The organism is Pseudomonas schmalbachii, from assembly GCF_017589465.1.
In the GTDB taxonomy this organism is placed as follows: Bacteria; Pseudomonadota; Gammaproteobacteria; order Pseudomonadales; family Pseudomonadaceae; genus Pseudomonas; species Pseudomonas schmalbachii.
In genome coordinates this window covers 538,516-550,283 of sequence record NZ_JAELYA010000002.1, presented here as the reverse complement: position 1 = coordinate 550,283, position 11,768 = coordinate 538,516, and the positions used below count along the sequence as shown (strand labels likewise).

Below are 11,768 nucleotides of genomic sequence, written 5' to 3'. Positions count from 1 at the left end.
TGGAGCGACAGTCGCTTCAGGGCGCTACCCTCACCCCAGCCCTCTCCCGGGGGGAGAGGGGGTTGACTGGGAAGGCCGGGACAAGTCCCGGCCTTCCTCATATCAGCACAGGTGCACGTAGGTGCCCGGCGCCGGTTCCGCGGCCGGGTGGGCCTTGTTGCCGAGGCGGGTCGGCGCCTTCTTGAACTCGCCGGAGCGCTCCTGCAGCCAGGCATGCCAGTGCGTCCACCAGGAACCGGGGTTCCTGCTCGCACCCACCAGCCACTCTTCATGGCACTCGCCCTGTTCGGCGTTGGTCATGAAGCTCGCCTTGGGGTTGCCCGGCGGGTTGAGGATGCTCTGGATGTGCCCGCTGTTGGACAGGATGAACTGGCCGTTGCCGCCGAACAGGTGGGACGAGCGGTAGCAGGCATCCCAGGTGGTGATGTGGTCGGTGGCGCCGGCGACGCAGTAGTAGTCGCAGGTCACCTGCTGCAGGTCGATCGGCGTGCCGCAGACTTCCAAGGCACCGGAGCGGGTCAGCGGGTTGTTCTGGTACAGGTCGATGAACTCGCCGTGCAGCGCCGCCGGCAGGTTGGTGGTGTCGTTGTTCCAGTAGAGGATGTCGAACGCCGGCGGCTCGTTGCCGAGCAGGTAGTTGTTGACCCAGTAGCTCCAGATCAGGTCGTTCGGGCGCATCCAGGTGAACGCCCGCGACAGGTCGCGGCCTTCGAGGATGCCGGCCTGGTAGGAGAAGCGCTTGGCGTTTTCCAGGGTCTTCTCGTCGACGAACAGCGCCATCTGGTTGTCGACATGGGTATCCAGCGCCGCGACCAGCAGGGTGAAGGCATTCACCTTGGGTTCGCCGATTGCCGCGTAATGGCCCATCAGGGCGGACATGGTGATGCCGCCGGAGCAGGCGCCGATCATGTTCAGGTCGGCGCTGCCGGTGATGGCGAGCACCACGTCGACGGCTTCCTTCAGCGCCTCGACATAGGTGGACAGGCCCCACTCGCGATGCATCTTGCCGGGATTGCGCCAGCTCACCACGAAGGTCTGGACGCCGTTCTCGACGATGAACTTCGCCATGCTCTTCTCGGGCGAGAGGTCGAACACGTAGTACTTGTTGATCTGCGGCGGCACCACCAGCAGCGGGCGTTGCTGCACCTGGGCGGTCACCGGCTTGTACTGGATCAGCTCCAGCACCTCGCTGCGGAACACCACGGCGCCCTCGGTGATGGCCAGGTTGCCGCCGACTTCGAAGGCGCTCTTCTTCACCTGGCTGGGCATGCCGCCGTTGTTGATCAGGTCCTGCAGCAGGTTGGATACGCCGTCCAGCGCGCTCTTGCCGCCGGTTTCGAAGAAGCGGCGGAGGGCTTCCGGGTTGGCGATGCCATTGGTCGGCGCCAGGGCGTCGGTCACCAGGCTGACGACGAACTGGCCGCGCTTGGTGTCGTCGTCGGAGAGATTGCTGGTGCTCAGCCAGTCGTTCAGCTCGTTGCTCCAGGCCAGGTAGGTCTGCAGGTAGCGGCGGTACAGCGGGCTTTTCTGCCAGGCCGGGTCGTTGAAGCGCTTGTCGCCTTTCTGCGGTTGCAGCTCAGAGCGGCCGAACAGGATGCTGGTCAGTTCGAGGCCCAGCGAAGTGGCGTGCTTGGCGCTGTGCACCGGTTGTTTCAGGGCTTGCACGAGCACCTTGCGCACAGTGCTGAGCAGGTCGCGCCGACGTGGGCTGATGACCGGATTGAGGCTCAGGGTGTGTTCGGATGCTTGCTGAGAGAGTTCTTGGTCTGTCTGGGACACGGGTAAAGCTCCACGCATGGCACTTAGGGGTCAATCGGCACGTCGGTCGCAGGTGTTCAGGTCGTATCGCCTGTTCGGCCGGCCATGATGCGCGTAACGAATGATCAAATCTGTCCGAAATTGGCAGTTCCGGTCACGCGATGACTATTTGTGTTTTGTGCGGTCTGCCGGGATATGGCTTGACGCACGACATGGAAGTCGCACGGCGGGCCTCCGTCGGGCGGGCCGAACCTCGCCGCCTCAGAGCCTCTGGCCTACGCTTGCCAGACTGCTGACGAAGAGATTTCCTCCATGCGAGAACGGATTCCTGACGAGGCGAACCTCGCCGAACTGACCCTGCGCGGGCTGATCCTCGGTGCGCTGATTACCGTGGTATTCACGGCATCGAACGTCTACCTCGGCCTCAAGGTGGGCCTCACCTTCGCCTCGTCGATTCCGGCGGCGGTGATCTCGATGGCGGTGCTGCGCTACTTCGCCGGCTCGAACATCCTCGAGAACAACATGGTGCAGACCCAGGCCTCGGCGGCCGGCACCCTGTCGTCGATCATCTTCATCCTTCCCGGCCTGCTGATGATCGGCTACTGGAGCGGCTTCCCGTTCTGGCAGACCGCGGCGATCTGCTCCATCGGCGGCATCCTTGGCGTGCTCTACACCATCCCGCTGCGCCGGGTAATGGTGGTGAAGAGCATGCTGCCCTATCCGGAGGGCGTGGCCGCCGCCGAGATCCTGCGGGTCGGCAGCCACAACGAGGAGGAGGGCGCGGCCAGGACTTCGGGCAATGCCCCGGGACTGCGCGACATCCTTGGTGGAGGGTTGGTGGCGGCGGTTTTCAGCCTGTTCAGCACCGGCTTCAAGCTGCTCGCGGAAAGCTGCAGCTTCTGGATCACCGCCGGGCAGACGGCCTTCCGCCTGTCCACCGGCTTTTCCCTGGCGCTGGTCGGCGCCGGCTACCTGATGGGCATCACCGCCGGCATCGCCATCCTCATCGGCCTGGTGATCGCCTGGGGCGTCGCCGTGCCGCTGCTCACCGTCAACGCCGTGCCGGCGGCCGGGCAGGGGCTGCCGGAGCTGGCGACCCAGCTGTGGAGTTCGCAGGTGCGTTTCCTCGGCGCCGGCACCATCGGCGTGGCCGCGCTGTGGACCCTGGCCTCGCTGTTCAAGCCGATGGTGCAGGGCGTCTGGTCGTCCCTCGAAGCGGTGCGCGGCGGCGGCGAGGTCAGCGAGCTGCGCACCGAGCGCGACATGCCGGCGAAATGGATCCTGGCCATCGCCGGCTTCCTGCTGGTCGCGCTGTTCGTGGTGTTCGGCTACTTCCTCGAACAGGCCGCGCCGGACATGCCGGGCTGGCAGTTCTGGAGCCTGCTGACGGTGTGCGTGGTGTTCGCCTTCTTCTTCGGCTTCCTGATCGCCGCCGCCTGCGGCTACATGGCCGGCCTGGTCGGCTCGTCGAGCAGCCCGATCTCCGGCATCGGCATCATCGCGGTGATCCTCGTGTCGCTGCTGATCCTCGGCTTCGGCAGCCTGGAAGGCGGCCTGCTCGACCGCATGGACGGCAAGCTGGCGATTGCCCTGGCGCTGTTCACCACCTCCGTGGTGCTGGCCATCGCGGCGATCTCCAACGACAACCTGCAGGACCTCAAGACCGGCTACCTGGTCGGCGCCACGCCCTGGCGCCAGCAGGTCGCGCTGATCGTCGGCTGCCTGGCCGGCGCGCTGGTGATCCCGCCGGTGCTGGAGCTGCTGTACAACGCCTACGGCTTCACCGGCGCCCTGCCGCGTGCGGGCATGGACCCGGCGCAGGCACTGGCCGCACCGCAGGCGACGCTGCTGACCGCCATCGCCAGCGGGATTTTCCGCCACGCGCTGAACTGGAACATGATCCTCATCGGCGTCGCCCTCGGCATCGCGCTGATCCTGGTCGACGTGATGCTGCGCCGCAGCACCGGCAAGGCCAGCCTGCCGGTGCTGGCGGTGGGGCTGGGCATCTACCTGCCGCCGACCATCGGCATGACCCTGTTCATCGGCTCGCTGCTCGCCTGGCGCCTGGAAGTCGGCCTGCACCGCCGCGCCCTGCTGGCCGGCGTGCCGGAGGAACGCTACGCCGAGGAACCCAAGCGCCGAGGCGTGCTGCTGGCCTCGGGGCTGATCGTCGGCGAAAGCCTGATGGGCATCTTCCTTGCCGCGCTGATCGGCGGCAGCGGCAAGGACGCCCCGCTGGCACTGGTCGGCCCCGGTTTCGAGGACGTGGCGCAATGGCTGGGGCTGGCGGTGTTCGTGGTGGTGTGCGTGCTGTTCTACCGCAAGGTGATGAACGGCTCGCACGAGGCGGCGGGGGTTACGCGGCAGAGGTAGGTGGGTGCTGAGACGCAGGTTGGCGCTGAACGAAGTGAAGCCCAACATCACGGTGCTACCGGAGACAGTTGTTGGGCTTCGCAGGCTCAGCGCCAACCTACGCGTGCCGCCCGACGTTTGTGTGGCCGGGTGTCGGGTTTCGCGGGCATGGCCCGCTCCTACGGTTCAGCCCTGGCGCGACTTTTGTAGGAGCGGGCCATGCCCGTGAAAAAATTGTCAGCACCGTAGGATGGGTTGAGCTTGCGATACCCACCAGCGGCGCTTGCCCGTATCCGATGGGTATCGCTTCGCTCAACCCATCCTACTGTCTCAATGCGCCGGTTACGGATTTGCCGGCGGGCTGCCACGCATCGCCTTCATCGCCGCGATGCGGCGTTCCCAGCTTTCCCGTTCGGCGGCCGGTTTGGCCAGCCACCAGTCGCGTACCGCGTGGTTGTCCCGGCGCGTTACCCAGCCTGGGTAGCGCGCGTACTGCGACTGTGGGAAGCCGCTGTCGAGGCCGCGCAGGTAGCGGTCGAAGAAGCCGACCACGAAGGCATTGGGCGCGCCGATCAGTACCTCGACCGGCGCCGTGCCGGCCAGCACGTCGCGCAGTGGGCGGCGCATCAGCAGGGCGTTGTCGGTGAAGCCGGCGTGCACCGAATCACGCAATACCAGTCGGTAGACGTCGTCCCGCTGCCCGGCATGTTCGAAGCGCTCGTAGGAGAAGTTGTTGAAACCTTGCAGCTCGCCCTGCGGTTCGACGCCGAGCATCCGGTAGAAGTTGCGCAGGTCGGCGTGGAACATCAGCAGCGGCACCGGCAGGTCGGTGTCGAACGGGGTGAAGTGGAAGTCGCCGCCGTCGAGGTTGACCGCCGCCGCGCAGCGCCGGTCGACCGTGCACACTGCGCCAGTGGTCGAGCCGCCATATGACATGCCCATCTCGCCGGTCCGCGTGAAATCGCTGGCGGCGACCAGCTCGGCGACATTCGCCGGCACCGCACCGCTCTGCAGCGCGTCGTGGGCGAACAGCCGGTCGGCCAGCCAGATCGGCGGGCTGAGGGTGATCACCCGGTCTCCCGGCGCGCCCAGGCCCTCCGCGGTGCGCAACTGGCCTTCGAGGCGTACGTCGAGGTCGCTGTCGGTATAGCCGCGCACCATCTCCGGCGGGAAGCCGGCCTTGAGCACATGGCGCATGTGCACCAGCAGTGCCGGGTCCATCGGCGCCACCGAGCCGTCGGGGAACAGCGTCGGCGAGGCGTCGCCGCTGTGCTGGATCGAGTAGACCGCGTAGCCGTGGCTGGCCAGCGCCTCCATCAACGCCGAGTGCGCTGCCGGATAGGCGGTATAGCCATGACTGAAGAACACCACCGGCAGCTTGCCGGTGCCGCGGCGCAGCGGAGCGTCTTCGAAGGCGTTGCTGCGCACATGCTTGAGGTGGGCGAGCAGCGGCGGGAAGCCGATCAGGCTACCGAAGCCGCGTGCGGTGGTGGACGCCTCGGCCTCGCTGAAATACGCCCGCGGCCGGGCGCCGGGCGCCGGCTCGGCCGGATACCAGACGCGCACCAGCAGACGCCGCGGCTGCTCCGGCGCGGCGCCGAGCAGGCCGTGGCGCTTCGTGTCGACCACTTCGAAGTCGCGCATGCCGACCGCGTAAGGACCGTCCGGCGGCGGCAGATCGGCCACCGGGAACAGCCACAGAGCGGTCACTGCCAACGCGCCGAGCAGGCCGAACAGCAGTCCGGACCAGACCGGCACGCCGCTCGCCGTGCGGCGACGGGCGAAGCCCAGCACCAGCAGCCATAGTGCGGCGACGGCGGCGCCCAGCCCGGCCTGCCAGCGGTCGTCCCATACGCCGTAGAGGCCGGCGCCGAGCGCCGCGAGCGCGGCCATTCCGAGCAGCCGGTTGCGTCCGGGTAGCGTCGGCCACCACCAGGCGCCGAGGAATAGCGCCAGGGCGACGACCAGCATCAGGTCAGCGGCGGTCAGACCCATCACTGCACCCCCTGCTTGCCTGGCAGACGTGCCCAGACCCAGCCGATCAGCACCAGCGGCAGACCGAGGCAGAGCCAGGACAGCACATCGTGCGCACCGTCGCCGATCAGCGCGGAGACCAGCCCGATCAGGCTGAGCAGGCCGATCAGCAGCGGCCAGCGGAAGATCATCCACAGATTGCGTTGTTTCATGCGTTGTTCTCCGTGGCCAGGGTCGACTCGTCCTGTTCTTCCAGACGTTTCTCCGCCGGAGCCTTGCGCCGGGCCAGCCACAGGTAGAGGCCGCTGCCGAGCACGACGATGCTGGCCACATCGAGCAGCGCCCAGACGATCTTCAGCGGCAGGCCGCCGTAGTCGCCGAAGTGCAGCGGCTGCGAGACGAACAGCGTCTTGGCGTACAACGGCATCTCGCGCATCGCGGTGATCTCGCCGGTGGCGGCGTCGGCCAGCGCCGGGGTCAGCAGGCGGCTGGTCAGCGGGCTGTCGCCGACCAGGTAGATGCCGTAATGGTGCGGGCTGGCGAACGGGCTGCCGGGGAAGGCAACGGTGCGGACCTTCATGTCGGGCATGGCGCGTTCGGCGGCGGCGATGGCGCTGGCGGCCGGAGCCAGTTGTGTCGGTGGCGGCAGGTCGCGGTGCGAGGCGGCCATCTCCACCAGTTCGCTGGCCTGCCACATGCGCTCGATGGGCATGGCCAGGGTGTTGATCGAGCCGGTGACGCCCACCACCGTCAGCCACACCAGGGTGACGATGCCGAGCAGGTTGTGCAGGTCCAGCCAGCGCGTGCGGGTGCCGCGCTGGCGGCGCACGGTGGCGAAGTCCAGCTTGCGCATGAACGGCGCGTAGAGCACCACGCCGCTGACGATGGCGACCACCAGCAGCAGCCCCATGACGCCCAGGAACAGCATGCCCGGCAGCCCGGCGAACATGTCCATGTGCAACCGCAGCATGATGTACATGAACCCTTCGGTGGGCTGCGCTACATCCAGGTGCTGGCCGCTACGCAGGTCGTAGAACTGGTAGAACAGCTCGTCCGGCGGCGCGGCCATGCTTCTGCCTGAAGCGACCATTACCAGTGGGTCCTCGTCGTCGAAGTAGGCGTAGGGCACCACTTCCCCCGGACGTGCCGCGCGGGCGCTGGCGATGATCGAATCGAGGCCCGGCGCCGGCGTGCCGGGCTGCACCTCGGCTAGTTCCGGCATCTGCGCGTGCTGGATCTCGTGATGGAAGATCAGCGGCAGCCCGGTGATGCACAGGAGCAGCATGAACAGCGTGCAGACCAGGCTGCTCCACTTGTGCACGAAGCTCCAGACGCGCACCGCACGATGGCTCATGAACGGCTTCCTGTGGCTTTTCATGGTCAGAAGTCCACGCTGGCGGAGAGCTGCAGGGTGCGGCCGGCGCCCAGGTACAGGTAGCCGAACGGCGAGGCGCCCCAGTAGTCCTCATCGAACAGGTTGTCGAGGTTGGCACGCAGGGTCACCGGCTTGCCGAGGGCGGCGGTCTGATAGCGGGCTCCGACGTCCACGCGGACCCAACTCGGGATGTCCAGCTCGTTGGCCTGGTCGAGGTACTGTTGGCCGGCGTAGATCGTGCGCGCGGTCAGGGTCAGACCGGGCACCGCGGCGAGATCCCACTCGCCGCCGAGGTTGAGCTGCTTGCGCGGCACGCCGATGGCGTCGTTGTCGTCGAAGGTGCCGTTGGCGGTGCTGGTCAGCTTGGCCTGGATGTAGGAGGCGCCGCCGAGCAGGCGTACGCCGGGGGCGACTTCGCCGAAGACGTTGAACTCCAGGCCGCGGTTGCGCTGCTCGGCGTTCTGGTCGAAGCGGCCGTTCTCCACCGCACCGCTCGGGCGCTCGATCTCGAAGGCGGCGAGGGTGGTGGTCAACTGGCCCCAGTCGACCTTGACGCCGATTTCCTTCTGCTTGGTCTCGATCGGTTCGAACATCTCGCCGGCGTTGCTGGTGCCCAGCGGTGCCGTCTCGCCCTGGCTGAGGCCCTCGATGTAGTTGGCGTACAGCGAGACGTTCTCCAGCGGCTTGTAGACGACACCGGCCATCGGCGTGACCGTGCTTTCGTCATACGGCTCGCCGGACGGAGTGCCGACGTTCATCACGAAGTTCTGCGCTTCGACCTGCTGGTGGCGGGCGCCGAGCATGAGCTGGTAGCGGCCATCGTCGAACGACAGGGTGTCCGCCAGGGCGTAGCTGGTCAGCTCGCTGGTGGTGTACTTGTTCGGGTGCGAGGGCAGGCCGGCGGTGCTCGGCGTATCCGAATACACCGGGTCGTAGATGTTCGAGGCGCGCGGCGCGAAGGCGCTGAAGGCGAAGGCGATATCGGAGTTCTGGATCACCCGGGTGGCACCGAGGGTCAACTGATGGTCCACCGGGCCGGTGCTGAACGCACTGCGCAGGCCGGCCTCGGACGAATGCGAGGCGACGTCGTAGAGCTGCCAGGCCGGGACGGACATGAAGTCGCCGGCCTCGTTCAGCAGCACCGGGTTGCCGGCCAGCGCATCCATTTCGCTCTTGCGGTCGCCATAGCCGGCGTAGGCGGTCAGCCAGTCGGTGAAGTCGTATTCGCCGCGGACCAGCATGGTGCGGTCCTTCATGCTCGACTGGCCGAAGCCGGGGTAGTTGGTGCTGTTGTCCGGCGCGTGGGGGACTTTGGTGAGGCCCGGGCCGAGTTGGAACTGGCGGACCACCTCCTCGATATCTTCGTGCTGGTAGATCACGTCGGCGGACAGGCGCAGGCGCTCGCCAGTGTAGTCCAGGCCGAGCGAGCCGACGGATTCTTCCAGCGACTGGCGATCTACCGTGGTGTCGCCGTTGCGGTAGGCACCGTTGAAGCGCACGCCGAACTCGCTGCCCTCGCCGAAGCGCCGGCCGAGGTCGGCCTGGCCGCCATAGATCGAGTCGGACAGGTAGCTGCCGGTCAGGCGCGCCAGCGGCGTATCCCCGGCGCGCTTGGAGACCACGTTGACCGCGCCGCCGACGCTGCCGCTGGGCGGCATGCCGTTGAGCAGGGCGCTCGGGCCCTTGAGCACCTCGATGCGCTCGGCCATCTCCACCGGTACGCGGAAGAACGGCATCAGCCCGTACATGCCGTTCAGCGCGACGTCCTGGCTGGCCATGGGGAAGCCGCGCAGGGAGAAGTCCTCGTTGAGGTTGGTGCGTGCACTGTTCAGCTGCGCGGAGGGATCGTTGACCAGCACGTCGGCGACGCTGCGCGCCTGCTGGTTCTGGATGGTCTGCTCGGTGTAGCTGGTGATGTTGAACGGCGCGTTCATGACGTCGGTATTGCCCAGCATACCCAGGCGCGCGCCCTTGGCCACCTGGCCGCCGGCGTATTCGGCGGGCAGCGCTTCGACACTGGCGGTCGCGCCGGTCACCGTGGTGGCGCCCAGCGCAAGTGCATCGCCACCCGGCAACTGGCGCAGGACGTAACTGCCGTTGGCCTGGCGCTGGGCGCCCAGGCCGCTGCCGGCGAGCAGAGTGACGAAGCCGTCGTCGACGCTGTAGCGGCCGCGCAGGCCGGGCGAGGTGCGGCCGCGGGTCAGTTCCGCATCGAAGGACAGGGCGACGCCGGCGGCGCTGGCGAAGCGGCTGATGGTTTCGTTGAGCGGACCGGCGGGAATGTCGTACTCACGGACCTGGCTTTGCGTGGCCCCGGGCTGTTCGGCGGCCTGTACCGCGATCGGTATGGCCGGTGCGGCCAGCAGGGCGATGGCGAGCGCCAGCGGTGCGCGTTTGCTGGGTGATGGGCTGAAGCAGGTGCGAGTCATGAGGTCCCCCGAAAATGGCCAAGTGGCGCTGAATACGGGTAGGGCCGGAGCAGCGGTGGAAAAAGTGCAAACGCGGGTGAAAAAAATTTCAGCCGCATGGTTCGGGTTGCCGGATGGACGTTGGGCTTCGCTCCCGTAGGTTGGGCTGAGCTTGCGAAGCCCAACGGGTGCAATGGTCCGGCTGGTGTTGGGCTTCACTGCGTTCAGCGCCAACCTACGTGGCATGGCGTCGCCAGGTCAGGTGCGCGGTTCGACGCTGACCCAGTAACGGGTGTGGCGCACGATCCGGAGCGGGAAGCCGGATTCCAGCGCGGCCAGGGCGAGGTCGGTGTCGTTGATCGGGAACGAGCCGGAAACCTTCAGCCCGGCGACCGACGGATGCCAGCGCAGGGCACCAGGACGATAGCGCGACAGCTCCGTCAGCAGGCTGCCGAGCGGCTGGTCGATGGCGATCAGGCTGCCATCCAGCCAGGCGGCGGTGGAGGAGTCGGTGGCCTGCGTCGAGCCGATCCAGTCGCGGCTGAAGTCCAGCTGTTCTCCAGCCTGGACTCGCTGCCGGCGCGGAGTTCCCAGCGGCTGCACTTCCACCGCCTTCTCCAGTACCGCGACATGCGTGGTTTCGCCGGTGAGCCGCACGCTGAAGCGTGTGCCGAGGGCGAGCACGCCGCCCTGCGGGGTTTCCACGCGGAACGGACGGGGCCGGGCGTGGCTGTCCGGTGCCGTGCTGACGGCGATCTCCCCGCGCAGCAGGCGCAGCACGCGGTACTGCTCGGTGAAGATGACATCCACCGCGCTGTCGGTGTTGAGTGTGAGCGACGAGCCGTCGGCCAGCTTCATCTCGCGGCGTTCGCCGGTGGCGGTGCGCTGGTCGGCCAGCCAGGTCTGCCACAGCGATGCGCGATGTCCGTACCAGCCCAGCGAGGAGGCCGAAGCCATCAGCAGCAGACCGGACAACACCTGGCGCCGCGACAGGCGGGCGCTGTCCAGCGTCGGCCGGGCGATGTGTCCTGGCACGCGTTCCATCTGGCTGCGCACCATCTCGACACGCTGCCAGGCGCGCTGGTGCAGCGGATCGGCGCCATACCAGTTGCGCCAGGCAGCCTGGTCGGCCTCGCTGGCGTTGCCTGAGGCGAGCCGCGCATACCAGGCTGCGGCGGCGCGGATGGCAAGGCGGTCGGCTTCGGAGAGGGCGTTCTGGCTCATGCCAGCACCAGGCAGAAGTGCTCCATGGCCTTGGCCATGTGGTTGTTCACCGTGCGCAGGGAGATGCCCAGGCGCTCGGAGATCTCCGGGTAGGTCAGGCCGTCGAACTGGGACAGCATGAAGGTGCGCTTGACCTTGGCGCCAAGGCCGTTGAGCAGGCGGTCGATTTCCTGCAGCGTCTCGAACAGCTCGGCCTGCAGCTCCGGTGACGGGTGTTCCTCTTCGGGCAGGCTGGCGAGGGTTTCCAGGTAGGCCTGTTCCAGCGAGCGGCGGCGGAAGTGGTCGATCATCAGGCCCTTGGCGATGGTCGCCAGGTAGTCGCGCGGCTCGCGGATCTCGGCGGCGTTGCGCGCCTTGAGCACACGGACGAAGGTGTCCTGCGCCAGGTCGGCGGCATCCGCGTTGTCCAGCCGCCGACGCAACCAGCCTTGCAGCCAGCCGTGGTGTTCGCGATACAGCGCACTGAGAGCCTGGTTAGGCGTGATGGTCGAGCCCGACATGGTGGAAGCCTGATGGAAAGTGCGCCAATGATAATTACTATCATTTATCCATTTCCAGGTTTTTTATCGGGTGGTCGCTGCCTGCGGCGGACATGTAGGTTGGCGCTGAACGCAGTGAAGCCCAACATCACAGTGCTGTCGGAGACAGTTGTTGGGCTTCGCAGGCTCAGCGCCAAC

General features: G+C 67.2%; 8 protein-coding genes. 1 reads left to right on the top strand and 7 read right to left on the bottom strand.

What is annotated here, in order from left to right; translation table 11 throughout:
• Positions 1–102: 102 nt before the first annotated feature.
• Positions 103–1,779 (bottom strand): class II poly(R)-hydroxyalkanoic acid synthase, encoded by a 1,677-nt coding sequence (gene phaC, locus JFY56_RS07970; protein WP_408004384.1) that lies wholly within the window; start codon positions 1,777–1,779, stop codon positions 103–105.
• A 291-nt stretch (positions 1,780–2,070) separates the two neighbouring features.
• Between phaC and JFY56_RS07965 the strand changes: the two genes are divergently transcribed.
• Complete coding sequence (locus tag JFY56_RS07965) at positions 2,071–4,131, top strand: OPT family oligopeptide transporter (RefSeq protein ID WP_208312993.1); 2,061 nt, start codon at positions 2,071–2,073, stop codon at positions 4,129–4,131.
• 321 nt (positions 4,132–4,452) lie between these two features.
• Here JFY56_RS07965 and JFY56_RS07960 read toward each other — a convergent pair whose 3' ends face one another.
• The 6 genes from JFY56_RS07960 to JFY56_RS07935 form a co-directional block, all read right to left on the bottom strand.
• Positions 4,453–6,105: an alpha/beta hydrolase family protein gene (locus JFY56_RS07960; RefSeq protein ID WP_208312992.1), complete on the bottom strand. Its 1,653-nt coding sequence runs from the start codon at positions 6,103–6,105 to the stop codon at positions 4,453–4,455.
• Positions 6,105–6,296 carry a hypothetical protein gene (locus JFY56_RS07955; RefSeq protein WP_208313256.1) on the bottom strand — a complete coding sequence of 64 codons (192 nt, stop codon included), beginning with the start codon at positions 6,294–6,296 and terminating at the stop codon, positions 6,105–6,107. The genes JFY56_RS07960 and JFY56_RS07955 overlap by 1 nt, the downstream gene beginning before the upstream one ends.
• Positions 6,293–7,438, bottom strand: coding sequence for a PepSY-associated TM helix domain-containing protein (locus tag JFY56_RS07950; RefSeq protein ID WP_208312991.1), 1,146 nt, complete (start codon positions 7,436–7,438; stop codon positions 6,293–6,295). Before JFY56_RS07950 ends, JFY56_RS07955 begins: the two co-directional genes overlap by 4 nt.
• A gap of 26 nt (positions 7,439–7,464) precedes the next feature.
• Positions 7,465–9,888 (bottom strand): TonB-dependent receptor, encoded by a 2,424-nt coding sequence (locus JFY56_RS07945; RefSeq protein ID WP_208312990.1) that lies wholly within the window; start codon positions 9,886–9,888, stop codon positions 7,465–7,467.
• A gap of 237 nt (positions 9,889–10,125) precedes the next feature.
• Positions 10,126–11,091, bottom strand: coding sequence for a FecR domain-containing protein (locus tag JFY56_RS07940; protein ID WP_208312989.1), 966 nt, complete (start codon positions 11,089–11,091; stop codon positions 10,126–10,128).
• Entirely contained in the window at positions 11,088–11,591 is a 504-nt protein-coding gene (locus JFY56_RS07935; protein WP_208312988.1) for a sigma-70 family RNA polymerase sigma factor, read from the bottom strand. The genes JFY56_RS07940 and JFY56_RS07935 overlap by 4 nt, the downstream gene beginning before the upstream one ends.
• Positions 11,592–11,768: the final 177 nt, after the last annotated feature.

Coding starts and splice junctions, on each gene's coding strand:
- JFY56_RS07965 (WP_208312993.1), top strand. CDS start 2,071: ATGCGAGAACGGATTCCTGACGAGGCGAACCTCGCCGAACTGACCCTG.
- JFY56_RS07960 (WP_208312992.1), bottom strand. CDS start 6,105: ATGGGTCTGACCGCCGCTGACCTGATGCTGGTCGTCGCCCTGGCGCTA.
- JFY56_RS07955 (WP_208313256.1), bottom strand. CDS start 6,296: ATGAAACAACGCAATCTGTGGATGATCTTCCGCTGGCCGCTGCTGATC.
- JFY56_RS07950 (WP_208312991.1), bottom strand. CDS start 7,438: ATGAGCCATCGTGCGGTGCGCGTCTGGAGCTTCGTGCACAAGTGGAGC.
- JFY56_RS07945 (WP_208312990.1), bottom strand. CDS start 9,888: ATGACTCGCACCTGCTTCAGCCCATCACCCAGCAAACGCGCACCGCTG.
- JFY56_RS07940 (WP_208312989.1), bottom strand. CDS start 11,091: ATGAGCCAGAACGCCCTCTCCGAAGCCGACCGCCTTGCCATCCGCGCC.
- JFY56_RS07935 (WP_208312988.1), bottom strand. CDS start 11,591: ATGTCGGGCTCGACCATCACGCCTAACCAGGCTCTCAGTGCGCTGTAT.